This is a genomic window from Pontibacter sp. H249 (assembly GCF_037892465.1).
Classification (GTDB): Bacteria; Bacteroidota; Bacteroidia; order Cytophagales; family Hymenobacteraceae; genus Pontibacter.
In genome coordinates, this window is sequence record NZ_JBBKTR010000011.1 from 1 (window position 1) to 21,426 (window position 21,426).

Annotated in this window: 28 protein-coding genes; 10 read left to right on the forward strand and 18 right to left on the reverse strand. The window is 47.3% G+C overall.

All coding sequences use genetic code 11. From position 1 onward, the window contains the following. Positions 1-190 precede the first annotated feature (190 nt). From WG943_RS13665 to WG943_RS13685, 5 genes are all read left to right on the forward strand, one after another. Positions 191-2,038 (forward strand): pyruvate kinase, encoded by a 1,848-nt coding sequence (locus WG943_RS13665; protein WP_340409815.1) that lies wholly within the window; start codon positions 191-193, stop codon positions 2,036-2,038. Positions 2,039-2,226: 188 nt separating this feature from the next. Further along, positions 2,227-2,454: a hypothetical protein gene (locus WG943_RS13670; RefSeq protein ID WP_340409817.1), complete on the forward strand. Its 228-nt coding sequence runs from the start codon at positions 2,227-2,229 to the stop codon at positions 2,452-2,454. Next, positions 2,441-2,944 (forward strand): hypothetical protein, encoded by a 504-nt coding sequence (locus WG943_RS13675; RefSeq protein WP_340409818.1) that lies wholly within the window; start codon positions 2,441-2,443, stop codon positions 2,942-2,944. Before WG943_RS13670 ends, WG943_RS13675 begins: the two co-directional genes overlap by 14 nt. A 34-nt stretch (positions 2,945-2,978) precedes the next feature. Further along, a complete protein-coding gene (locus tag WG943_RS13680) occupies positions 2,979-4,601 on the forward strand; it encodes a right-handed parallel beta-helix repeat-containing protein (protein WP_340409819.1) in 1,623 nt (540 codons plus the stop codon). Between the two features lie 40 nt (positions 4,602-4,641). Continuing rightward, the gene (locus WG943_RS13685; protein WP_340409821.1) at positions 4,642-4,842 is read left to right on the forward strand and encodes a YwbE family protein; all 201 of its coding nucleotides are present in this window, start codon (positions 4,642-4,644) and stop codon (positions 4,840-4,842) included. A gap of 37 nt (positions 4,843-4,879) precedes the next feature. Here WG943_RS13685 and WG943_RS13690 read toward each other — a convergent pair whose 3' ends face one another. Next, positions 4,880-5,287 carry a four helix bundle protein gene (locus tag WG943_RS13690; protein WP_340409822.1) on the reverse strand — a complete coding sequence of 136 codons (408 nt, stop codon included), beginning with the start codon at positions 5,285-5,287 and terminating at the stop codon, positions 4,880-4,882. An 18-nt stretch (positions 5,288-5,305) separates the two neighbouring features. Beyond that, a complete protein-coding gene (gene radC / locus WG943_RS13695; RefSeq protein ID WP_340409824.1) occupies positions 5,306-6,028 on the reverse strand; it encodes a RadC family protein in 723 nt (240 codons plus the stop codon). Positions 6,029-6,177: 149 nt separating this feature from the next. Between radC and WG943_RS13700 the strand changes: the two genes are divergently transcribed. The 5 genes from WG943_RS13700 to uvsE all read left to right on the forward strand — a co-directional run bounded on the left by WG943_RS13700 (position 6,178) and on the right by uvsE (position 10,651). After that, entirely contained in the window at positions 6,178-7,416 is a 1,239-nt protein-coding gene (locus tag WG943_RS13700) for a metallophosphoesterase (protein WP_340409825.1), read from the forward strand. A 183-nt stretch (positions 7,417-7,599) separates the two neighbouring features. Next, positions 7,600-8,121, forward strand: coding sequence for a hypothetical protein (locus WG943_RS13705; protein ID WP_340409827.1), 522 nt, complete (start codon positions 7,600-7,602; stop codon positions 8,119-8,121). A 172-nt stretch (positions 8,122-8,293) separates the two neighbouring features. Next, on the forward strand, positions 8,294-8,929 hold the full coding sequence (locus WG943_RS13710) for a carboxypeptidase-like regulatory domain-containing protein (protein WP_340409828.1): 636 nt from the start codon (positions 8,294-8,296) through the stop codon (positions 8,927-8,929). Positions 8,930-9,050: 121 nt separating this feature from the next. Continuing rightward, positions 9,051-9,704 (forward strand): carboxypeptidase-like regulatory domain-containing protein, encoded by a 654-nt coding sequence (locus WG943_RS13715; protein WP_340409830.1) that lies wholly within the window; start codon positions 9,051-9,053, stop codon positions 9,702-9,704. Between the two features lie 53 nt (positions 9,705-9,757). Next, on the forward strand, positions 9,758-10,651 hold the full coding sequence (uvsE, locus tag WG943_RS13720) for a UV DNA damage repair endonuclease UvsE (RefSeq protein WP_340409831.1): 894 nt from the start codon (positions 9,758-9,760) through the stop codon (positions 10,649-10,651). On the opposite strand, the gene WG943_RS13725 is transcribed toward uvsE, so the two are convergent. The 16 genes from WG943_RS13725 to WG943_RS13800 form a co-directional block, all read right to left on the reverse strand. Then, on the reverse strand, positions 10,648-11,148 hold the full coding sequence (locus tag WG943_RS13725) for a DUF4112 domain-containing protein (RefSeq protein WP_340409832.1): 501 nt from the start codon (positions 11,146-11,148) through the stop codon (positions 10,648-10,650). The two genes, uvsE and WG943_RS13725, sit on opposite strands and share 4 nt — an antisense overlap. A gap of 53 nt (positions 11,149-11,201) precedes the next feature. After that, entirely contained in the window at positions 11,202-11,438 is a 237-nt protein-coding gene (locus tag WG943_RS13730; RefSeq protein WP_340409833.1) for a hypothetical protein, read from the reverse strand. Between the two features lie 189 nt (positions 11,439-11,627). Beyond that, positions 11,628-11,912 carry a hypothetical protein gene (locus tag WG943_RS13735; RefSeq protein WP_340409835.1) on the reverse strand — a complete coding sequence of 95 codons (285 nt, stop codon included), beginning with the start codon at positions 11,910-11,912 and terminating at the stop codon, positions 11,628-11,630. A gap of 488 nt (positions 11,913-12,400) precedes the next feature. Then, the gene (locus WG943_RS13740) at positions 12,401-12,907 is read right to left on the reverse strand and encodes a phosphoheptose isomerase (RefSeq protein WP_340409837.1); all 507 of its coding nucleotides are present in this window, start codon (positions 12,905-12,907) and stop codon (positions 12,401-12,403) included. Positions 12,908-13,195: 288 nt separating this feature from the next. Beyond that, positions 13,196-13,456, reverse strand: coding sequence for a hypothetical protein (locus WG943_RS13745; RefSeq protein ID WP_340409838.1), 261 nt, complete (start codon positions 13,454-13,456; stop codon positions 13,196-13,198). A gap of 588 nt (positions 13,457-14,044) precedes the next feature. Further along, the gene (locus tag WG943_RS13750; protein ID WP_340409839.1) at positions 14,045-14,278 is read right to left on the reverse strand and encodes a hypothetical protein; all 234 of its coding nucleotides are present in this window, start codon (positions 14,276-14,278) and stop codon (positions 14,045-14,047) included. Positions 14,279-14,354: 76 nt separating this feature from the next. Continuing rightward, entirely contained in the window at positions 14,355-14,834 is a 480-nt protein-coding gene (locus tag WG943_RS13755; RefSeq protein ID WP_340409840.1) for a hypothetical protein, read from the reverse strand. Further along, a complete protein-coding gene (locus tag WG943_RS13760) occupies positions 14,831-15,481 on the reverse strand; it encodes an N-acetylmuramidase family protein (RefSeq protein ID WP_340409841.1) in 651 nt (216 codons plus the stop codon). The genes WG943_RS13755 and WG943_RS13760 overlap by 4 nt, the downstream gene beginning before the upstream one ends. Beyond that, positions 15,478-15,654 carry a hypothetical protein gene (locus tag WG943_RS13765; RefSeq protein ID WP_340409843.1) on the reverse strand — a complete coding sequence of 59 codons (177 nt, stop codon included), beginning with the start codon at positions 15,652-15,654 and terminating at the stop codon, positions 15,478-15,480. Before WG943_RS13765 ends, WG943_RS13760 begins: the two co-directional genes overlap by 4 nt. Then, a complete protein-coding gene (locus tag WG943_RS13770; RefSeq protein ID WP_340409844.1) occupies positions 15,651-15,833 on the reverse strand; it encodes a hypothetical protein in 183 nt (60 codons plus the stop codon). Before WG943_RS13770 ends, WG943_RS13765 begins: the two co-directional genes overlap by 4 nt. Next, positions 15,833-16,312 carry a DUF6712 family protein gene (locus WG943_RS13775; RefSeq protein ID WP_340409846.1) on the reverse strand — a complete coding sequence of 160 codons (480 nt, stop codon included), beginning with the start codon at positions 16,310-16,312 and terminating at the stop codon, positions 15,833-15,835. Before WG943_RS13775 ends, WG943_RS13770 begins: the two co-directional genes overlap by 1 nt. Then, on the reverse strand, positions 16,242-17,660 hold the full coding sequence (locus WG943_RS13780; RefSeq protein ID WP_340409848.1) for a hypothetical protein: 1,419 nt from the start codon (positions 17,658-17,660) through the stop codon (positions 16,242-16,244). Before WG943_RS13780 ends, WG943_RS13775 begins: the two co-directional genes overlap by 71 nt. Positions 17,661-17,664: 4 nt before the next feature. Next, complete coding sequence (locus tag WG943_RS13785; protein ID WP_340409850.1) at positions 17,665-18,327, reverse strand: hypothetical protein; 663 nt, start codon at positions 18,325-18,327, stop codon at positions 17,665-17,667. A gap of 67 nt (positions 18,328-18,394) precedes the next feature. Beyond that, entirely contained in the window at positions 18,395-18,985 is a 591-nt protein-coding gene (locus WG943_RS13790; protein WP_340409851.1) for a hypothetical protein, read from the reverse strand. Positions 18,986-19,002: 17 nt separating this feature from the next. Continuing rightward, the gene (locus WG943_RS13795; RefSeq protein ID WP_340409852.1) at positions 19,003-20,040 is read right to left on the reverse strand and encodes a hypothetical protein; all 1,038 of its coding nucleotides are present in this window, start codon (positions 20,038-20,040) and stop codon (positions 19,003-19,005) included. Positions 20,041-20,048: 8 nt separating this feature from the next. Then, positions 20,049-21,314, reverse strand: coding sequence for a Clp protease ClpP (locus tag WG943_RS13800; protein ID WP_340409854.1), 1,266 nt, complete (start codon positions 21,312-21,314; stop codon positions 20,049-20,051). Between the last annotated feature and the right edge of the window lie 112 nt (positions 21,315-21,426).

Below are 21,426 nucleotides of genomic sequence, written 5' to 3' on the forward strand. Positions count from 1 at the left end.
TTCTGATTATACTTCTGTTTGTGCTTTGGAGAAAAACGAAAAGCCAAAAATCTAGCACCAACTAATTCCTCTCTTTCTGTTGATCTAAAATATCCTGCTTCGGCTGTTAATCTTACGTTATATTCCCTCCCCACAACCCTCCCTCCCTATCTTCAGTTTGTAAGCATATAGAGCTTAGTGTTTACAAACCATGCCCAAGCAACAGAAGACAGACTACAACCACCTGATAGAGCAGCTGGAGCAGCTATATGAGCAGGCAATTGCGCTGGAGAAAAAATTTGCCCCTACGTTAGAGAAAATTGCTCCGGAATTTAAAAAGAGTGCCAAAAACCTGTTGCACTACCTGGCCTTACGCCACAACGACATCCGGGAACTACAGCAGCAGTTGGCGGAACTAGGCCTTTCTTCGCTGGGCCGTGCAGAGGGGCATGTGCTGGCAAGTTTGCAGGCGGTACGAAAGCAACTGTGCCATTTAGCAGTATGCGAGGCAGCGCCAAAGCACCTGGCGGTGTCGTTTAACGAGAACAAACAGCTGCTCGCCACGCATACAGAAGACCTGCTTGGCCCTAAGCCTAAAAAGCGTGGCACCACCATTATGGTTACCCTCGCCGCCGATATGGTAGAGGAGTATGAGCTGATCGTAAGAATGATGAAGGCAGGCATGAACTGTGCCCGCATAAACTGCGCCCACGATAACGAAAAAGTATGGCTGAAGATGGTGCAACTGATCCGGCAGGCAGAAAAAGAAACCGGCATCAGTTGCAAAATACTCATCGACCTGATGGGACCTAAGCTGAGAACAGGACCGTTAAAGGAAGGGCCGAAGATGCGTGCCATACACCCGGTGCAGAACGATTTAGGACAGGTAATGGAAGCCGCGAAAGTATGGTTAGCCCCAGCTGGCGCCGAACCACCTAAAAACATGGACGCTGTACTTCCGGTAGATGCCGATTGGGTGGCACAGCTGCTGGAGAACGACCGGATAAACTTCAAGGACACCCGTGGCCGAAAACGCACCTTCCGGGTGGTCCGGAAAGAGGATAATGGCTGTGTGGCACATCTTTTCAAAACGTCCTACATTGTTACCGGCACCGAGCTGAAAGCCAAAAGTAAATCGGTTGCCGACAGGACGACCAAAGTAGGCGACCTGCCTGCCGTATACTCACCACTTATACTTAAAAACGACAGCATGCTGGTGCTAACCAAGGAGCAGATACCCGGAGAGCCTGCCCAATACGATGCAAAAGGCCACATGGTGCAGCCTGCACATATTGCCTGCACACTACCTGAGGTGTTTGATCAGGCCAAGGCTGGCCAGCCTATACTTTTTAACGACGGCAAAATTAGCGGCGTTATTGAGGAGGTAAGCAAAGAGAAGCTGCTCGTTAAAATTACCTCTGCCAACGAAACAGGCAGTAAGCTTCGTGCCGACCAGGGTATAAATCTGCCAGAAAGTAATCTGCATATACAAGGCTTAAGTGAGAAAGACAAACACGACTTACAATTTATAGCCCGCCACGCCGACATCGTAAACCTGTCTTTTGTGAGTCACCCGGAAACAGTAGAGGCCCTGCACCAGGAGCTTAAGAAACTGAAAGCAAAAAAGCTGGGCGTGATGCTGAAGATCGAAACGAAAGAGGGATTCAGGAACCTGCCCCACCTGTTGTTAACAGCCATGCAATGCTACCCAGCTGGTATTATGATAGCACGCGGCGATTTAGCAGTAGAGTGCGGCTGGGAACGCTTGGCAGAGGTGCAGGAAGAGATTCTTTGGCTTTGCGAGACAGCGCATATCCCTGTAGTATGGGCCACCCAGGTACTCGAAACTTTATCCAAGAAAGGGCGCCCATCCAGGGCCGAGATAACCGATGCAGCCATGGCCCAACGCGCAGATTCTGTAATGTTGAATAAAGGTCCGTATGTTGTACAGGCCATCGAAATGCTGCATGATATTTTAGTGCGCATGCAGGAACATCAGAATAAGAAAACCTCTATGCTGCGTAGCCTGCATGTATCCAACCTAGCATCACAGCCCTAAGCCAGATCAATAACATCTTATATGCTTTTTAAGCACATAATTACACATCTTTCTGAATTTCAATGGTTTTATAAAAACTTTTATTAAATTTACACATATAACACCCCTGTAAAGTACTAAATATACTCATTAATGATTGATTTAGTATTTGCGCTTAGTAAAGGTTTGTTCAACGCATAAGTAGTAATATGAGACCGAGAACACTTGAAAAGCTGCTTTACAAGGCAGCCATTTTGTTGGTAATTGCAGGAGCTTTTATTAGATTTATACATGCCCCGGACAGTAACACTGGCTTATACCTGATATTAGCCGGACACGCAGCCGGGGTTGCTGGTATTCTGCTGTACATGAAGCATGCAAACGAGCAGGACCGCCAGCACCACAATACAGAAACAAAGCAATATGAAAACAACTAATCTCTCCTCTGTTAAATACCTGATCGCCCTGTGCATATTTGCCTGTAGCTTTGGCGCCTATGCGCAAACCCCTTCAAAATCAGACATAAAAGTTTATACCCGATCCGAATCTCAAAACCCACTTGTGATTTTAAACGGGAAGGAAACAGCCATGGGCGCCTTTGTATTGGAGCCGGATAAGATCAAAAGTATAGATATACTCAAAGATCAGAAAGCCACAGCAAAGTATGGCGACAAGGCGAAAGAAGGCGCCGTGATTATTACTCTGAAGGAGCAGGTAGAGCTGAGCAGATTAGCTGTACTATATGCACATTTCGAGGTGCCGGCAGCGCAGCAACAGTTAAAAGTTGCCATTGATGGTAAAATGGTACAAAAGCCGGAGCTGCTGTTAGTAGAGCTTGCTTCTGTAAAAAAAGTAGAAGTGGCTACTGCCGATAATCCTTTTGTAGAGGGTGGCGAGGAGAAGTACCTGAACCTCGTTACAAAATAAAACCAGCCACCTACCTGTAAGCGTACAGCTGTGCATGGCAAGTATAAAATCAGTAGCGGTTATACTTTTGCTAACAATTTTCAGCATGAGTGTAACCGCTAAATCATACTACATCAGCAGCACCGGCAACGATCAGAATACCGGCCTCTCACCTGTTAGTGCGTGGCGCAGCATCAGCAAAGTTAACAGCCATAGGTTCAACCCCGGCGACTCTATACTTTTTGAGGGAGAGCAGGTTTTCCAAGGTAGTTTGTACTTTCATAGAGATAATCTGCAGCAGGGAACACACCCTGTACTTATCAGCTCTTTTGGCCCAGGCAAAGCAACCATAGCCCCCGACACCAGCTATGGCCTGTACGCCTACAATGTTGCTTACCTTGAGATCAGCAAGCTTATACTTTCCGGCAGCGGCTACCAGACTAACCAGAACAGCGGCATCCTGTTTTACAACGATCTCCCTAACAACACCAAGCTACAGCATGTGCGCATCCACGATGTGGAGGTAACAGGCTTTCGGGATGCTGGCATTGCTATTGGCAGTTGGAACGGTAACAGCGGCTACAGCGATGTAAGTATAACAAATGCCGTTGTGCATGCTGTCGGTTCAGAGGGCATCACCAGCTGGGGCTATTTCGATCAGAGAAAGAAAGGTTATTCGCACCAGAGCATCTACGTTGGCAACTGCCATGTGTACAACATTTATGGACTGCAAAAAAAAGACAAGCACAGCGGCAGTGGCATTGTGCTGTCGGATGTAGACGGAGCCACCATTGAGCATTCGGTGGTGCACAGCAGCGGTGCTAACAACCTGCATTGCGGCGGACCTGTGGGCATTTGGGCCTGGGATGCCAATGCGGTTACTATCCAGTTTAACGAAGTATACAACATGCAGGCCGGCAGCGGCTGCGACGGCGGCGGCCTCGACTTAGATGGTGGTACTACCAATTCGGTAATGCAATACAATTACTCCCACGACAACGATGGTCCTGGCTTCCTAGTAGCGCAGTTCGAATGGGCCAGGCCCATGCACCACAACACCATCCGATACAACATCTCGCAAAACGATGGCCGTAAAAACAACTACAAAGGCATCAGTTTATGGGTAGCTGATTTCAATAACAGCGGCGGCATCAATAATCTATACATCCACAACAACACCATTTATGCAGACGGAGCTATAGTACCAACCGGAGGTGGTTTACGCGTAATGAGCAGCGGATTACATAATGTAGAAGTATGGAATAACATCTTTTATACAGAAAACGGCGCCGCACTTTTAGCTGTAGAAGACACAACTAACTTAATTAGCTTTGGTAACAACAGCTTCTACAGTAAGGGTGCACCTCCTAAATTTAATTGGGGTGATAAAACATATACCAGCCTGGAGCAATTACAAAAGGTAACAAGTATGATAACGGCATCAGAACTGTTCATGCGAAAGCCAAAACTTAGGAAAGCAGGTAAAGGAAAAACGATAGGTTACACTGGAGAGTTGGTTTCATCAAAAGCGTATAAGCTAAAAGCACACTCTCCTTTAAATGGTAAAGGCGTATGGCCAGAACAGCTGCAATTTAATCCTGGGCAGCATGACTTCTTCCTGAACCCTTTGCCCCTGAAGAAACCGCTGGACGTGGGAGCACACCAGCGAACCAGGTAGTAAAGCGATTTATACTTAACTTGCCACGTAAACTAAAACTATGGACGGCAGAAAACGATCAAACATAAAGTCCGGCCTCCGGGTAAATATTGTGCTAAAAGAAGACCAGCGCACCGGCGATCTTACTGAAGGTTATGTGCAGGACATCCTCACCAATTCTCCTAATCATCCGCATGGGATTAAGGTTAGGTTAGAGACGGGGGAAGTTGGTAGAGTTAAAGAGATACTTCCTGAGTTATAGAGTTTAGGAGTTATAGGGTTTGGGAGTTAGAGAGTTATTATTTTTTAGCAGCGTTCCTTCTAACGATAGTCAGTATTGCTGTAAGCTCATCTGCTTCTTGCTTTAAGGCAGCTAGAAGTATGGGTTTTATAATTCCACTCTCTTCAAGCATTTCGAGCCAGAAGAGTGACTCATCTGCCTCTTCTAATGCTATGCCAACTTTAGCAGCAAATTCTGCCTTAGATCTTCCCCTGCATGCTGCACGATAATTTGCAGCAACAGATGTAGCAGCACGAAGCAACTGCTTACCCAGAACCTGCGCCTCCGCATCTTTAGGCAAAGCCTGAAAAAGTTTTATCACCCTTAAACCATAAGACTTGGTGCGCGTCTTAAACTGCTCCCCAAACTCATAATTACTCAATCTTCCCCCACTCATATTACTATTTTTCAACTCTCTAACTCCCAAACCCTCTAACTCCTAAACTCACAATAGTCCTTCATCGGCAAAGCTATAATAATCATTATCGGTAAAAATAATGTGGTCCAGCACGGGCAGGTCCAGAAACTGACCTGCTTCTTTCATTTTCTTAGTGAGGGAAATATCGGCGGCGCTGGGTTTAATATTGCCGCTGGGGTGGTTGTGCACCAGGATGATTGAACTAGCCAGCTGCTCCAGCGCCTTCTTAAAGATGATCTTCGGGTCAGCTACGGTACCGGCTACACCACCCGAGCTTATACTTTCTTTCTTCATCACAATGTTGGCACGGTTCAGGAGTATAATCCAAAACTCTTCGTGGGGCAGGTCGAGCAACTGGGGTTTAATATAGTTGTAGATATCGGTAGAGCAGGTGATTTGCGTACGGGCAGCGGCGGCAGTCTCTTTGCGACGGCGGCCCAACTCCAGGGCACTAACAATAGTAATGGCCTTTGCCTCTCCTATGCCTTTGTGCTTCATCAGGTCTTTTACCGAGAGCTTCGCCAGTTCGTTTAAGTCGTTGCCAACTGCAGTAAGTATAAGTTTCGCTACATCCACGGCTGTCAGTTTGGGAGTGCCAGAGCCTATAAGTATGGCTATAAGTTCGGCATCGCTGAGGGCGGCTTTGCCTTTTAGCAGGAGCTTTTCGCGGGGACGGTCTTCTTCGGCCCAAGTTTTAATGTTTAGCGGCTGCACGTATGGCGCATTGGCAGTAGCTTCGGTCTGTTTCACTTACGGTACAAAATTTGATGATAAGAAGATGCTTCTGCAATTATTTTTAAGTAAAATTAGTTCAGGAATAGCAATCGAAGGTTAAACATCTTTTTATTAAAGCAGTTATACTCGCGCAGGCATTGCTCCTGTAGCAGTTTCAAATAAATATGACACAACGAATTTTGAATTTTGGCATCGTCGTCCTGCTCCTTTTCCTGGTCGATTTGTATGTCTTCCAGGCAGTACGAACTGTAACACAGCACTTGGCGCCATTTACACAGCGACTATTACACATTGCTTACTGGGCAATTTTTGCCATAACGGCAGGCACCTTTATACTTGCCTCTGCCACACGCGGCACTCCACCTAGCACATTTCAAACCTACCTGGCCAGCACGCTTTTTATTGTGTTTGCCTCTAAGCTGGTAGTAATAGCCTTTTTAATGGTAGATGATGTATTGCGGGTAGGAAAGCTTGCTATTAACGGCCTGAGCAGCGAAACTTCTTTTGATCCGTCGCGCAGCAAATTTATAAGCCAGTTGGGCCTTGTAGTGGCAGCCATACCGTTGTCTGCTTTTATATATGGCATGGTGAAGGGCGCTTATGACTACCGTGTTAAAAAGGTAACGCTCCGTTTCCCGAACCTGCCACAAGCTTTTGACGGGTATAAAATGCTGCAGATTTCAGATTTGCACACAGGTAGTTTTACCTCCACAGAGCCTTTACAGGAAGCTGTTAAAATTATCAACAAGCAGGAGGCTGACCTGGTATTTTTTACCGGCGACTTAGTTAATAATTTGGCTTCTGAGGTAGAGAATCATATTCCGGCACTAAGCCAGATTAAGGCAAAAGATGCGGTATACTCTGTACTCGGGAACCATGATTATGCCGATTATGTGCGGGAGTGGCCACATCCAACTGCCAAGAAGGAGAACCTGCAGCGCATGATCGAAACGCATTCACAAATGGGGTGGCAGCTGCTGATGAATGAGAACCGCATTATCGAGAAAGACGGTGAAAAGATTGCTGTACTTGGTGTAGAGAACTGGGGCAACAGGGCTGGCTTTCCGAAGTATGGCCGCCTGGAAGATGCTTATAAAGGCACTGAAGGCACACCATTTAAGGTACTCCTCTCCCACGACCCATCTCATTGGGATGGCGAGGTTAACCAAAAGTATAACGATATTGACCTTACGCTTTCGGGCCACACGCACGGCATGCAGTTTGGCGTAAACATACCAGGATTTAAGTGGAGCCCGGTGCAGTATGTATACAAGCAGTGGGCAGGCCTCTACAAAAAAGGGCAGCAGCACCTGTATGTAAATACCGGCCTTGGCTTTATAGGCTATCCTGGCAGGGTTGGTTTCTTACCAGAAATCACAGTTTTTGAGTTAAAGAAAGCTTAATCTTAAGTATCATATTTTGCAAAGAAGCCGGCCAATGTGTCGGCTTTTTTCGTTCTGCGATACTTGCCGGCAGCCTCCATAATCAAACATAACAAGGTACAGGACGTAATAAACTGAAGTAAAACTTATGCTGGTTTCTTAATAAGTAAAACTGGCATCAAACCTTAAAAACCAAAGCAAATCATGAAAAAGGCGTTAAATATTATGCTGGCTGCAGGTATACTTTTCTTTGTGAGTTCATGTATAGAAGATAGTGGCACCTCTTTTGAAACAGAAGAATCTAACAACGATGAAAGTGTTAATCCTAATCATATCAGGCCATACTCGAACCTAGACTCCCTATCTCGCATGATACAAATGACCACAGCTACCGTACCAGCAAACGGGCAACTGGCTACCGAGATGGTTAAAGTATATTATAAACCTGGCCAAGACGTAAGTGATATAGTAGAACAATTTAACTTAAATGAAACCGCTCGCATGACTGGGCAGGCAGGAGATACCAAAGATGTGACTAGTGCTACAGACCCGCTGGAGCAGCAAAGTATGCGTACTGTACAGGATAGCGTAAATGTGGTAACAGGTGGCAAGAACAATGCTGATGCACGCTCTAAAGAAAAGACTACAGACAGCGGCAGCTCCAGCGAGCAACAGTCTGGCACCAAAGACAAATCTGCTGTCGAGAAAAAGAAAGCAAAGCAGTAAGTATAAAAACACAAAAATGGCAGGTTATAAAAGATTATAGCCTGCCATTTTCATTTTTGTTAATCCTAAACTATCTTTCCCAAACAATATTTAAACGCACGCATACTTTTTAGCAAAGTCAGGCGTAGTAAATAAGGTTTGCTTCTGAACGCTGCCTTCCAACCTATACTAAATGTTCCGTTTTTACCTATACTTAAGTGTTACATGTTTGCTGTTATGCGTAAGCCTCCATGCCCAGGCACAACGCACGCTACGGGTAAGTGGCACGGTGGTACAGTCTGATAAAAAAACTCCTATTCCGGGTGCCAGCATTGTAAAAGTAAACTCAAACTTAGGCGTAATTTCTGATGAAGAGGGCAAGTTCCTGATTGATGTTGCCCTAGAGGACACACTGATGATACGCGCCATTGGTTTTAAACCGCTTTTGTATTTACCCAAACCAGTGCCTGTTTCTGAGATAAGAGTAAATATTGTGCTGCAGGAGGATAGTGTAATGCTGGGCGAAGTGGAGGTAACAAGCCGCCCATCGCCGGAAATGATACAGCGTGCCCTGCGTAACATGAAGCAAAATACCACCAGCCAGGTAAAGAAACCAGGTTACATACCAGGTCTTGAGCCACCCCCGCCAGCAGAACCAGCACCTGCTACCATTATGAGTCCCGCAACGCTGCTGTACGACCTGCTTTCCAGAGAAGGCAAAGAGAAACGTAAGCTGCAAGAGCTGCTCCTGCTCGAAGAAATAGAGCGGCGGGAAAAGGAACGGCAAGAGTACAACAAGTTTTTTAAGAATAATAAAGGATACGAATAAACCAGAGAGGCCTGCCATTACTGCAGGCCTCTCTGGTTTTTAGAACAATAGCATTCACTAAATATAATAAAACTGCTATGTTTTCGTGTTAGTTATACCAAGCCACGAAAACAGACAGTAAATGCTTAAAGCCACCTATACTTTTTTTTTATTCTTGCTCCTGTTTTATACTTTACAAGCCAGTGCGCAGCAGATAAAAGTTATTGGCAAAGTATTGCAGCCAGACAAGCAAACGCCGGTTGCAGGAGCAGGTGTTTTAGTACTTAAATCAAGGGTAGCAACTGTTACAGATATAGCAGGCCAATTTAAACTTTACGCACAGCAAGGCGATTCGCTGCTGGTACGTGCAGTAGGTTTTAAGCCATTATACTATAACATAAAGCAACAGCCAGCAACAGAACTGCGACTCACAATAATCCTGCAAGAGGATAGCGTACTGCTGCAGGAAGTACAGGTTAACAGCATGCCCTCCGAAGACCAGATCAGGAAAGCGCTTCGAAATATGCCTGAAAAGCCAAAGATGCTGGTGCAACGGCCTGGCTATATTCCGGGGTTAGAGCCGCCTCCGCCTCCACCTCCTCCACCGCCTACCATTTTATGGAACCCAGTTTCTTATTTTTCTAAAGAAGGAAAGCAAAAACGTAAGCTTAAAAAACTGCAAAGCACCGAGGCTGCTTACCATAGGCAGCTAGAATTAAATAGGCTAAAAGCAGCACAAGAAGAAGCTGAAAGACAGTATAACAGCTTTTTTAAAGACAGCACCAGTTACAGGTAAGTCAGCTAAACAATTGCTTCCTGCGTAGGTTAAGAGAAACAAATTAATCTGCTATGAAGATTGGATACCCTTGCATTAACGAATCCTTAGACTGCACATCGGCACGTACTTTTAGGTTGGCCTCGTATTCTGAAGAACGGCTAATACAAACCGTAGAGCAGAATCTGGCGTGCTTGCGCCGCATACTAGAGTATAATGTGCAGCACGGGCTAATGTTTTTCAGACTTAGTTCTGGCCTGGTTCCCTTTGCATCGCATGAAATTAACCAATACAACTGGCAGGAGCACTTTAAGATGACGTTCCGGAGACTGGGCAATTATATTAAAAGCAATAACATGCGCATCTCCATGCACCCCGACCAGTTTGTGGTACTGAACTCACCAAATGAGCAAACTGTAAAGAACAGCATAGCTGAACTGGTATACCAAGGTAGTATACTAGACATGATGGGATTAGACTCTACAGCTAAACTACAGATACACGGCGGCGGCGCTTACGGCGATAAACCCTCTGCACTTAGCCGCTTTGCCGAAGTATATCATACCCAGTTACCCGATGCCGTGAAAGCACGCCTTTGCGTAGAAAACGACGATCGTACTTATAGCCTCAGGGACTGCCTGTACCTGCACGAACTTACCGGTATGCCTATCATATTCGACAACCTTCACCACGAGTGCGTAAACAACGGAGAACCCATGCGCGAGGCCGTAGAAATGGCAGCTACTACCTGGCACCCAGAAAAAGACGGTATTCTAATGATGGACTACAGCTCGCAGGCGTTAGGAGAGCGCAAGGGAAAGCATACCCAAAGTATACACGAGCAGCTGTTTCATGATTTTATGGCAGAAACCGAAGGTTTGGATATGGATGTTATGTTAGAGATAAAAGACAAAGAAGAAAGCGCACTTAAGGCACTTAAACTTGCTAAAGAAATGGGCAGAGCCTAGAATAAACCTGTCAGTATATGGTATACCCACTCGGCCAACTGCCACAGTGCCCACAGCAAAAAGACAAACAGCGCTAAGATGGCCACAGCCGCGCCTAGCAGTATCCCTTTGCCGCTGCCCTGGTACTTGCCTTCTTCGTAATGAGCTTTTAACATGCGTACGTTACGTTCATTGGCTTTAAAGGCAAAATCGAATATGTTACCAATTATAGGTATACTTCCGATCAAAGCATCCAAGGTGATGTTCAACAGCATCAGCACTACTACCTTACCGCTTGCACCGTAACGAGCCATTGTCATTACAATAGACGCTGAGATAGCAAAGGAGGCAAGATCACCGACAACAGGTACAAAACCAAGTATAGGATCCAGGCCAAATCTAAAGTTCGTGCCCGGAAACCGAAACTGGTTGTCCATGATTTTAACCATGTGCTCTACCCACTTAAGCTTCTCGCTGCGCGGGGTGCGCGCATAGTGGCTACTGCTATAATCTACCATAAGCGCATATACGGTAGCCTGTTGTTTAGGATATTTTAAATAGGGTTATACTTTTAGCCACGCCTTCTTTTTGTAAAAGACTTGTTTCGCTTTTTCTGCTGCTTATTTATACTTTTAGAGCTGTTCCACTTTTTGTTTTTGCTCTCTTGGCGTCCATTGCTAAAGCGCATGCTTCTGCCATCATCATCTACAACAATAGCTTTATTGCTCCTGCCAAGTGGCGAGCAGGAGGCTAACATCACACCAATTAGTAACACAAGTAACCCTTTAGAGAAAACACGCATAGACATAAATTTTTAACCTTACCCAAGTTCAAGCTTTAAATGAACAATAAACTTAAGGATGTATATACCATATAAAATTATATTGGTTTTATACAATTATATCTTTATTACATATTCGCCGCTGAATGGTGCAGAGGCATAAAAAAAGCGTCGAAACCTATGGTTCGACGCTTCATTAGCCAAAATGCTTATCTGCTACTTTTTCTTCCCGTGGCTATTCCCTTTTCCATGTGGCTTACCTCCAGATTTAGCTTTCTGTTTAGTATGCCCTGGATTTGTAGTGCGAGGGTGATGTGGGTTGTTTGTATTTTTATACCAACCTTTGTGTAAGCCATTATCTTTGTGGGAGTTTCCTGAACGGACATTCTTTCCATCGATTACAATTATGCGTCCATCGCTGCTCTTTTTAGAAGATGAGCAGGAAGCCATAGCAAGTGCAAGCGTTAACACCAGCACCCCTTTGCCAAGTATAAAATTCATAAAATAAGTTGGTTCTTAAAATCGAAGTAACGCCAGATAATGCACCTTATTGCACCGCTTCAACTGCATCCACTAAAATTCATTTTTTTAAGAAGTAAAGCAGCTTTATTAAATGCTATTACTTGGCGTAATACATTAATGTAGGCACAAATGCTTGACTATAGTTAAACACATTGATAGCGTTGGCGAAAGAACAATTAGTTAAGAAAGTTGTAAGAAGTTTTTTAGTGACCTGCCTGGCCTTCTGTTTCTTATTAGTGTACGCAGAGGTATCACAGTCGTTTATTATAGCAACTATCTATATTATTAAAGTAATGAGGTAGTTGGTGCCGCTGTTCATAATTATAAAATTGGCCATGTTACTCATTACCTATAACCCTTATTTAAATTGCGGTTACTGCTGTGTTAGGATTTACATTATTAATAGCCTATAAAAGCAGAAAGCCTCCCGAACGAGAGGCTTTCTGCTTTTATAGGCTTATTGTATATTATCTGCCAAAGTCATCCTGAAGGCGCACAATATCATCTTCATCAGACGGATTATCTGCATCGGTGTGCCGCCATATTTCAGCAAGCACTCCCCAATCATCTAACCCAATAAGGCGGTGTCTTTCACCTTGTTTTAACGTAATCAGCGACTCTGGAGATAACTTCTGAAGTTCGCCTTCTTCGTCAGTTTCACTGGTAACTACGCCAACTTCGCCTTTTAGTACTTTCCAAATTTCGGCACGCCGGTGATGATACTGCCACGATAATCTCTTTTCTGGAGCAACAATTAATATCTTAGGACTTAGTTTACCAGAAATCTTTAAATCCTCTATTGCCACCTGATCAAAATATTTTTCAGCAAAACGTGGCGCCTGCTGTTCATCTATTACAAAAAAGCCACCCCATGGCCTGTTTAAATCTTTTTTCTGAATATGAAAGCCCTGGCTGGCAAGCTCTTTCTCAACTTCGCTAAAAAGCGTTTGCTTATCTTCTACTAAACTCATCATAGTAAGGGTGTTCTAAAGGGTAATGTACAGGAAATAGTTGAGTTAAATTAATACTTGCCCTCATTAAATTAAGTTGCCACAAAATTAATCAATATCAATATTAATGTAGCTAAGTACAATTAAACATTATTAAACTATAAACAAAAAAATATGCTTCATAACCTCATTAAAATATGCTGTATTGATAGCTGAAAAAAGCTCTGCAGCAGAAGGCATAGCAGCTGCTGCAGAGCTAAAGTTTTAAAGTTGGCTGCCGATAATGAATAAACAGAGCCAAGACACAAGATATTATTGACGCTTTGACTTCTTTGCCTTACGAAGTAATGCTTTACGATGCGCTTTTGCTAACCGACGCTTCTTCTCTAATTTTTTGTAATAATCATCATTAGATTTTTTCTTCATGAAGCTGAATACTCCTTCTTTAGATGATTTTAAGGCTGTTTCATACTTGCTTACTACTTCTCCATCTGCTGTGTGAGCATAAGTGATAAAAGGCGCAAGAACAATTGCTAAAGCCAGAAAGAAAGTTAATTTTTTTAAGGGTTCCATTATAGTATAGAGATATAGGTTTATATAAATTATTTTATAACACCTATAACTATACTTTAAAATAAAGGTTTCAATATATTTAATATTTTTTATTTAAAATATAAATATATTTCCAATGCATTATATTTAATATACACAAAACATCATCAAAACCCTTGTTTACACAAAATATCCATAATTTCAATGCTGTTGAATGAATATCAATTAAAGTATAATAATAAGCCCAACTACAATTGTTACCAAAGTTATAGCTCTTTTGCACTTTAAAAATTCATTAATAGCTGATTATCTGGTAGGACGTATGCTTCGGGCCAATTCGATGAAGAGCAGTTTTATTTAGATGACTACCCGAAGCATTACAGGCACGAAGTAGGACGATTTGCTGAGCTCGGCTTTCAGGGATTTTTAAGCAAGGGTTTAACCAATGTTTAACCGGGTAAATAAAAAAGGGCCTCAGCAATATGCTAAAGCCCTTTTTTGTGGGGTGTTGTGGAGATGCAGGGACTCACGAAACACCCCTAACTAACTGATTACCAATAGATGTGTTTTTACAGGTGACGTAAAGCGTGCCGTAACTGTTTGCAAAACCTATCGGCGGTGCTTCTTTAGGGCTATAATCTGGCAGTCCCCCTCCAGGAAACTTTCCAGCACAAGCCTCACCTGGTATGCCTCATTCCGGAACTCCAGCACAAACCCCGATGCGTTGATGTACTTCTCGTAAAAAGTGGCTGTCTCCATCACCCGCAGGGCCAGTTCCTCCACCTCCGGATAGAAAAACTCCGCATCCTCCCCGTTCCGGTAAAAGCCGCTGTGCATAAACATGCCGGCAAAGGTAACGAAAAAGCCCGATCCATAGGACCGGGCTTTTGCACCTAAACATTAAACTACTCTACCTTAACTAACCATATTTGCGGTACCACCAGATCAAACCCGTTGCTGTTATAGCGACTCCCAGCAGCAGCCATAGCCACCAAAGAGATGCTTCTTCCTCTGTCGTATTGCCATCTCCTACAATGGCATGCTTCTTCGCCTCTACCGGCGCATTATCGTTACCGATGATGGCCTCATCTTTTGCGGTTATATTGCCAATGTCTTTTTGTCTGGAGTCCGTGTTGTTCGACTTGTGCTGCGAATTATCAGTGTTACCCACGTTCTTCCATTTCTGCTTTCCCTGCCTCTTCGCTGGCTGCGTCAACAGTGCCTGATGGTCGTTGATCGGCGTAAGGAAGACATTGAATTTTGCCAGCCGGTCCAGTTCCTCCGGCGTATACCGTAGGCTGTCCGTGCTGATAAGGCTCGTCTCAAGCCTGGGAGTCAGGCAAGATGGTAGCGACATTGATGTCATTACCAGAAGCAGCAGGGAATATAGCTTTCTCATGCGATCTGCCCGTTTTTAGAGTACTTCACATAGGCCTTGGCCAGCTTGATATGATATCCCCCTGCGGCATAGTTGCTGCCATTGTAAAGCTCGGCTACCTTATTCCAGTTCAGGGACCTGATAGCGGCCATCATGCCTTTTTTGTTCTCCAGGTAGTGGAGCATACCCTTCACCTGCTCGTACTCGCTGCGCTTAAAGGCCTCCACCATCTCCCCGGCACTGGCAAAGCCAAGCATCTTATGATTGAAGCCCATCACCTGCCCCAAGCCCCAGCTGGCGCTTTGCATGGCGGCATCGGGATGGATGGCAAAGGCACAGTTGAAAGCCTGCCACTCGGCCTGCTGCACGTCCACCTTGTTCAATACCGCGATCTGCCAGTTATGGAGCAACAGCTTTTGGGTGTCGGTCAGCTTTACCTTTCCTTTCTCCTGCTTATCCCACAGCTCGTAGATATTCTTCAGTATATCACCTGGCAGCAGACGTTTAAACCAATGCGGCTCAAACTGGATCTTGATGCGGGGCTGCCCTTTCCAGTCGGAGAAGAAACCGCTGCCGGCACTCTCCACCTCCAGGAAGGCCTGCAGCATCGGCAGCGATATACCGAACTGCCTGGCCAGTTCTTGCTTCTGTTGTAGTGTTATCTTCATATGCCGATAAATAACCTGATGACTGTGACAATAGCGGTGGTGATCACTTCAAACTCATTGGCCTCGATCACACCCGCGATAAGTAAAGTATAGTTGATAGCCACGCACAGCAGGGCAATCGTGCCCCACTTGCGCCACTTGTTTCGCATCACCCAGCGGTAAACCTTTTTCATAACCTTAGTTTCTTTTTTGCTTTCTCAAAGAGCCATTTACCGGCAGCACCGATAAAACCGGACACCAGCGCCAGCACCGCCGCCTGTGCGGCCGTCTCCGGGGCAGGCAGCCAGTTCACGACCTCTGCAAACTTCACCGTGCTGATGGCCAGCACAGCACATTGTATGTATTCCCTCATCACGACTTAGTCCCCACTACTCTAATACCTATCCTGCTTTTTCTTTTGATGGGCCTGCCCACACCGTTTATGGCTTTGATGGCTTTGCCCAGCTCCCCTTCCCAGTAGCTGATCTTGGAGCGGTAGGAGGCGATGACCTGCTGCCGCTCCTGGTGCGAGGCCTGCTCATAAGTACCTTCCGTGTCTTTTGACTTGGTGATGCCCGAGGAGGTGACGCTGATGCCGTGAAAAGGCAGAAAGCGCACGTAGGCGTTGAACACCCACACAGCCTTCACCAAATCCACCTCTTCCATACCGTCTTCGGCAGAACCCATGAAGGGCTGCGTGCCATCCTGCCACTTGGTGTACAGGTCCCCCAGCAGCGGCTTCACATCCATGAGCAGCGCGTCCTGGATGTAGGGCGTGAGCTTACCTTCCGATAAGTTTTTTGAAAGCGGCACGTGCTTTAGGAAATCTTCCTTTGTTAGTTGCTGCGGCATTGGCTGTTTCTTCTTTAGTCGTGTTCAGACCTACCAGGTCCAGTATCTGTTCTTTTGTCATACTCTCCAGCACCTTGGTTGCCACCAGCGGTGAGAGGGAGTTGAGGGCATTCAATGTCTTCTGCCCCTCCGAGGTCTGCTCTGTCTCCAATGGCTGCAATCCCAGGAAATTGCGCTTCTCATCCTCTGTCATCGCCTGCCATGCCTGCTCGGGCATGGCCTTGATGATGTTGAGGCTGCTCAGCGTCCAGTCGATGTTTTGGTAAGGGAAGAGCATCTCAAAGGTGCGCTGGATCTTGCCCTGAATGTCGAGCACTTCCTGCTGCGTGAGCTGGATGATGTTAAGCAGTTGCTGCGTGTTGCCCAGCTGCCCTGTGGTATCGATGCCGATCAGCGTCGGGTGCAGGCCAAAAGCCATGCAGATGCGCTTGCGGATGGTCTCGGACTTGGCATCCATGGCCAGCGTGTTCTTCATGCCCGGCATGTCCAGTACTTGCGGGCAATCATCCTTGCTCTCACCGTTGAACACCACCGCATCGCCTTCCCCTTCCGGGTCGGTCAGGTTCTTGACCTGCTCTTCGATGTAGTCCCACTCGGTTTTGCCCGATTCATCCTTGGTCTCATCGTCAATGTCACCGGCGATGAACACGCCCACATTCGGTTTTACCCTTTTGCGGATGGCGTTGTAGTCGGCACGCTGAATCTCGGTATCGGATAAGATGTCTTCCTTGGCAGCCCAGGCCGCTGGCTCAGGGTAGTGCGGGTGCGCAGAGGTCTCCTCGAAGACATAGAGCAGTTGCCCCGGCTGCACGTTACCGTTTTTATCAACCTGTTTCAGGCACCGCGCAATGGCCTCCGGCGAGTTGTCGAAAGCATCGAGTATCTCATCCTCTTCCTTTTTATACTTGTCGGTACCAAGTGTCGGGTTGACCTGAAAGCGGCCATCATCCAACCGGCGCACCGTATGAAAGGGCACGTGGTATACCTCCGCCACCTCATGGCCCAGGTTGTACTTTACCCGCAGGGCAAATCCGAAGGGTGCGGCATCCCAGGCAATGAGCGGCAACAGGTCATCTGCTCGCTGCAGCGGATTTACCCTTACAGCGGCTGCGGTCCTGTCGGAGAACCCGTCTGCCTGAATGAACTTCTTCAGCTTCAGCCAGCAACGCCTGGCCGTGGGAGAGGCCAGGAACGTGGCGACGATCTCCTGCGGCAGCTTGTTACCCTTGCCGTAGTCAATCACCTTCGCGCTCCCGATCTCCTGCGGTTTGTCGGCCGCAGGCTGGGTGGCGGGTTTCCCCGCCGCCTTCACCAGCTTTGCCTTGTATTTACCTTTGCCCTTCTTCACTTAGCTATGCTTTGGGTTCCGCCGCCGCGATGGCAGCCAACAATGTTTTCAGGTTGCGGGTGCCGGCCTTGGTGCCAGTCACCTCGTAAAAGCGAGTTCTTGCCTCCTCTAAGGTTAGCTCAGGCGCTGTGCCTGATTTTACCTCACCGGCACCAGGTGCTTGCACCTCGATGATATTGCCGTTAGGGGCTAAAGCGCCTGTGGTAGTTCCTTCTTCTGAGCCTGTGCTGTCTTCTTCTGAATCAGTATCAGCAGCATCAGCTTCCGGCTCTGTGCCTGGGATGCGCTCAATGTTGTGGGCATAGGCTTTGTGGGCCAGCACCATCTCCGCTTTTTCGTCGGTCAGGTTATCGGGTCTCACGGCAATGGTGCCGTGCGCTGTCACCAGGACAATGAGCTTGCTGGTGGCGTTCTTTGAGAATCTGTAGTTAGTTGTAGTTGGCTGTTCCATTTCGTTCTGTGCCTCTTGGATGCGCAAGGCGTAGCGCTCTGGTTGTCTTACAAAGGTTTCTAAAGTGTTGATGATGCGACGCTCGTTGCAGGGTCTGCAATCATAGTCCACACCGGTTATGGCTTTGTGCACGCTGCCTATCTCGCTGTAGTCCCGCGTTGGAGAGTTAAGTATAGCCTGTGCGCGTGCTAGCAATTGTTGGGTTAGCTGATTCATGTGCTTAAAAAGAAGGGCCGCCACCACACATGGCAGCGGCCCCAACCTTCACCTTAAACTATGAAAACTATGGAGCCAGAAGCCCCTCCAGGTAAGCGATGCTCTCGGCACGGGTTTCGGCGAACTTGCAGTACACCGGCAGCTTGTCAGACTTGCCGTCGAAGACCAGCTGCAAAGCAGTTGAGTCCTCGTACTGCACGCCAGAGCCACCCTCCGGTATCGTCATGATCAAGCCGTCCGATAGGCCGTAGGTAGCCACCAGGCCGTGTGCCTCGAAGTGTCCCGAGTTAAGCGGCACGATCAGCACCAGGTCGTCTGCCAGTGCCAGTTTTTCAATACTCTCCTTTTCTGCCTGTGAGTCAAAATAGGCCACGAACGTACCGCCGTGTGCGTAAGAGGGACCGTTCTCGGTCTGCTCCATGCCTGTCTTGGTGGAGTTCTTGAGCTTCTTACCTTTGAACTTCTTCAGGTGCTCACCTTCTTTGAAGGCGATGCTGGTTAGTTCTTTGGTAACCGGGTCCATCACAATTGGAGCTGACTCCAGCAGCTGCGAGATACCCAGTATATAATAAGTCCTGTCAGCGCCTCCCCTTTTGAGGAGGGCACCGCAGGAGGGGTTAAGGTTGGTAACCCCCGTTAATGGTGCGCATTCTGCCATATCCTAGCCTCCTTTCGTTAACCTGCCACAACAGGTGAAGTGCGGTACACAGTTAGCTCAGGCCACAGAATCTGCACGCCCAGCTTAAACTCTGCATCGATTGTATTCACCTTCTGGTATGGGTGGTACATAATTTCTACCGACATGGCGTCGTCCACGCGGTCCGTGCCTAGGCAGATGTTCTGCGTGTCGGTCAGGATCATGCGCCACTGCTCGGAGCCGTCGAAGTCACTCTCAATGATCTCTGTCCAATGCACATGACCCACTACCTCAATGCCCTTGTAGAACACACTATCCACGCCTTCACCGTCCTGTGTGCGCTTCAGGTAAATGTCGCCACTTGCCTTGCCGCCCAGGGTGGTATAAGCATCGATCAGCGCATCACGGATCTCATCGTTCACCTGGAACTTCTTGCGATCTTTCGGAATGGCTTTCAACACAGGAGACTGTGCTTTGTACAAGTCTTTGAACAGGGCGATAACCGCTCTCGCACCTTCCTCTGTGTCTTCGTTTGGAAGCTCCGCAGGAAGGTTGGCGATCTTCATGCCCGGGTTGGTCGCCGCATAAGCCGCCAGCACCTTGAACACACCGTCGAACTGGTTGTAGTCTGCGCTTGCATGGGCCGTGTCGGCAAAGTACCCTACGCGTGGGATATCCAGCGCCAGCGCCTCTTTCACCTTTTTCTCAATGTAGGCCTTGATCTCCGTGCCATCCAGGTTGTAGATATCGTTGCCCGTGTTCAGCTGGTCTTCCAACAGGGAGTCTTCCAGCGTAGCAGCGCACTGCTCCAGGTCCACACCCACACGCGTTACCTCCAGGTCTACCTGGCTGATGTTAATCACCTCGCCTGATGGCGTGCGACCGCAACCGGCTTTCTTTTTTAGAATCTTCTGCAGAATGGAATCCACAGCAAGACGCTTCTTGCTCTTCACGTTCGGAACCACGCGAAACTGCTTAAGCAGCTCTGGGTCTGTAAAGATGGGCTTGGCGAATATCTCATCTGCCTCTTGCCCGTTCCACTCGTAAGTGATGTTGAATAAGCTCTTATCTGCCATTTTCTTAATTAATTAGCTTTTCCGTACTTCTTTTTGATGTTGCCCGCAACCTTGTTCCATGGATCATTGGCTTTGGGCTTGTTGCCGCCCTCGCTAAAATTCTGAGTGCCTTTCTTTCCGGCGTTGCCAGAACCCGGTACCGCTTTCTTCAGCTCGTCGAGCTGCGCCTGCAGGGCCTTGATCTTGTCTGCTTCTTTTCCCTTTGCTGCAGCTTTCGGTGCTGGCTTCTTGGAGGCCACCGGGGTATTGTCAGCGGATGCCTCAGCCTCTTCCTCCTCTTCTTCCTCAGCCTCTGTGATGTTGGCCACCACGCCTTCCACCACTTCAATGGTGCGGCCGTCAGCCAAATCATAGTCTCCGTCTTCCAGGGCCTCGGTCAGTTCCGCATCAGCGAATACCGCTGTGCCTTCTTCCAGCTCTTCGCCTTCATAATGGATTGTGGCACCATCAGCCGTTTCAGTTGTAGCAGCGACTACTTCCACCACTTCGGCTTTTGGCTTCGGTGTTGGTTTGTTGCTGGCCTTTGGTTTAGGAGTCTGTTTATCCTGGGCTTTTGGCTTAAGCCCGAACATAGCCGCGATCTCGGAGATCAGCGAGCCCTTCTCTTCTTTTGTAATAGCCATTTTATTTAATTCAGATTGGTTGCTCTTGGGATTGTAGAAAGCCATCGCCTTCTTTTCTGCCTGCTCGGGCGCGACTCCTTCAATGGCCAGGGGAAGTATCTCATCGATAAAGCCCTCCGCCTTGGTTTCCTCCGCTGTCATGAAGCGCTCTTCCCGCACGAAATCCGCCACTTCCTCTTTCGATTTACCGGAGGCGGCAGCGTAAATGGTGATCATGGGAGACTCGTACTTGTCGAGGTAGTCGGCATACTTGCGCATCTCGTCGGCGTTGCCTTCGCAGCCGCCCCAAGGCTTGTGAGCCATGAACAAGGCGTAAGGCCGGCTCTTGCGCAGGCCCTTGGAGGCACCTTGCAGCAACAGCGAACCCATCGAATAGGCGCGTGACTCGTTGATCACCTCCACCTTTACCCCTCTCTCCTTCAGCGCATCCATCTTGGCCAGTATCTCAAAGCCCTGAATCACGCAGCCACCGTTGGTGTTGAGGCGGAAGGTTACTAGCTCCAGCTCACTTGAGCCGATGGAGTTGTCTTCCCAGTTGTAGCCCAGGTACCAGTCCACCATGTAGGCCATGAAACCATAGACCGGGTAGCCGTACTCGTCTACTCCCTCGCCGATGGGGCCTGTGATGGGTATGTTTATGTGCTTTGCCATAAGGTTACACTCTTCGCTAAATATTTTAGTAAACTTACTATATAATCACTCTTACATTTAGTAACTTCACTACATAAAGCCGGCACTACACCGGCACAACTTTTAGCCAAAG

What these genes read in the sequence shown, in the direction of transcription:
- WG943_RS13675 (WP_340409818.1), top strand. Translation starts at nt 2,441, where the DNA reads ATGAAAACAACTAATCTCTCCTCTGTTAAATACCTGATCGCCCTGTGC.
- WG943_RS13735 (WP_340409835.1), bottom strand. Translation starts at nt 11,912, where the DNA reads ATGAATTTTATACTTGGCAAAGGGGTGCTGGTGTTAACGCTTGCACTT.
- WG943_RS13775 (WP_340409846.1), bottom strand. Translation starts at nt 16,312, where the DNA reads ATGCCGCAGCAACTAACAAAGGAAGATTTCCTAAAGCACGTGCCGCTT.
- WG943_RS13765 (WP_340409843.1), bottom strand. Translation starts at nt 15,654, where the DNA reads ATGAAAAAGGTTTACCGCTGGGTGATGCGAAACAAGTGGCGCAAGTGG.
- WG943_RS13790 (WP_340409851.1), bottom strand. Translation starts at nt 18,985, where the DNA reads ATGGCAGAATGCGCACCATTAACGGGGGTTACCAACCTTAACCCCTCC.
- WG943_RS13750 (WP_340409839.1), bottom strand. Translation starts at nt 14,278, where the DNA reads ATGTTTATGCACAGCGGCTTTTACCGGAACGGGGAGGATGCGGAGTTT.
- WG943_RS13785 (WP_340409850.1), bottom strand. Translation starts at nt 18,327, where the DNA reads ATGAATCAGCTAACCCAACAATTGCTAGCACGCGCACAGGCTATACTT.
- WG943_RS13770 (WP_340409844.1), bottom strand. Translation starts at nt 15,833, where the DNA reads ATGAGGGAATACATACAATGTGCTGTGCTGGCCATCAGCACGGTGAAG.
- WG943_RS13730 (WP_340409833.1), bottom strand. Translation starts at nt 11,438, where the DNA reads ATGTCTATGCGTGTTTTCTCTAAAGGGTTACTTGTGTTACTAATTGGT.
- WG943_RS13665 (WP_340409815.1), top strand. Translation starts at nt 191, where the DNA reads ATGCCCAAGCAACAGAAGACAGACTACAACCACCTGATAGAGCAGCTG.
- WG943_RS13680 (WP_340409819.1), top strand. Translation starts at nt 2,979, where the DNA reads ATGGCAAGTATAAAATCAGTAGCGGTTATACTTTTGCTAACAATTTTC.
- WG943_RS13755 (WP_340409840.1), bottom strand. Translation starts at nt 14,834, where the DNA reads ATGAGAAAGCTATATTCCCTGCTGCTTCTGGTAATGACATCAATGTCG.
- WG943_RS13710 (WP_340409828.1), top strand. Translation starts at nt 8,294, where the DNA reads ATGTTCCGTTTTTACCTATACTTAAGTGTTACATGTTTGCTGTTATGC.
- uvsE (WP_340409831.1), top strand. Translation starts at nt 9,758, where the DNA reads ATGAAGATTGGATACCCTTGCATTAACGAATCCTTAGACTGCACATCG.
- WG943_RS13740 (WP_340409837.1), bottom strand. Translation starts at nt 12,907, where the DNA reads ATGATGAGTTTAGTAGAAGATAAGCAAACGCTTTTTAGCGAAGTTGAG.
- WG943_RS13715 (WP_340409830.1), top strand. Translation starts at nt 9,051, where the DNA reads ATGCTTAAAGCCACCTATACTTTTTTTTTATTCTTGCTCCTGTTTTAT.
- WG943_RS13685 (WP_340409821.1), top strand. Translation starts at nt 4,642, where the DNA reads ATGGACGGCAGAAAACGATCAAACATAAAGTCCGGCCTCCGGGTAAAT.
- WG943_RS13795 (WP_340409852.1), bottom strand. Translation starts at nt 20,040, where the DNA reads ATGGCAGATAAGAGCTTATTCAACATCACTTACGAGTGGAACGGGCAA.
- WG943_RS13670 (WP_340409817.1), top strand. Translation starts at nt 2,227, where the DNA reads ATGAGACCGAGAACACTTGAAAAGCTGCTTTACAAGGCAGCCATTTTG.
- WG943_RS13760 (WP_340409841.1), bottom strand. Translation starts at nt 15,481, where the DNA reads ATGAAGATAACACTACAACAGAAGCAAGAACTGGCCAGGCAGTTCGGT.
- WG943_RS13725 (WP_340409832.1), bottom strand. Translation starts at nt 11,148, where the DNA reads ATGGTAGATTATAGCAGTAGCCACTATGCGCGCACCCCGCGCAGCGAG.
- WG943_RS13705 (WP_340409827.1), top strand. Translation starts at nt 7,600, where the DNA reads ATGAAAAAGGCGTTAAATATTATGCTGGCTGCAGGTATACTTTTCTTT.
- WG943_RS13700 (WP_340409825.1), top strand. Translation starts at nt 6,178, where the DNA reads ATGACACAACGAATTTTGAATTTTGGCATCGTCGTCCTGCTCCTTTTC.
- WG943_RS13800 (WP_340409854.1), bottom strand. Translation starts at nt 21,314, where the DNA reads ATGGCAAAGCACATAAACATACCCATCACAGGCCCCATCGGCGAGGGA.
- WG943_RS13745 (WP_340409838.1), bottom strand. Translation starts at nt 13,456, where the DNA reads ATGGAACCCTTAAAAAAATTAACTTTCTTTCTGGCTTTAGCAATTGTT.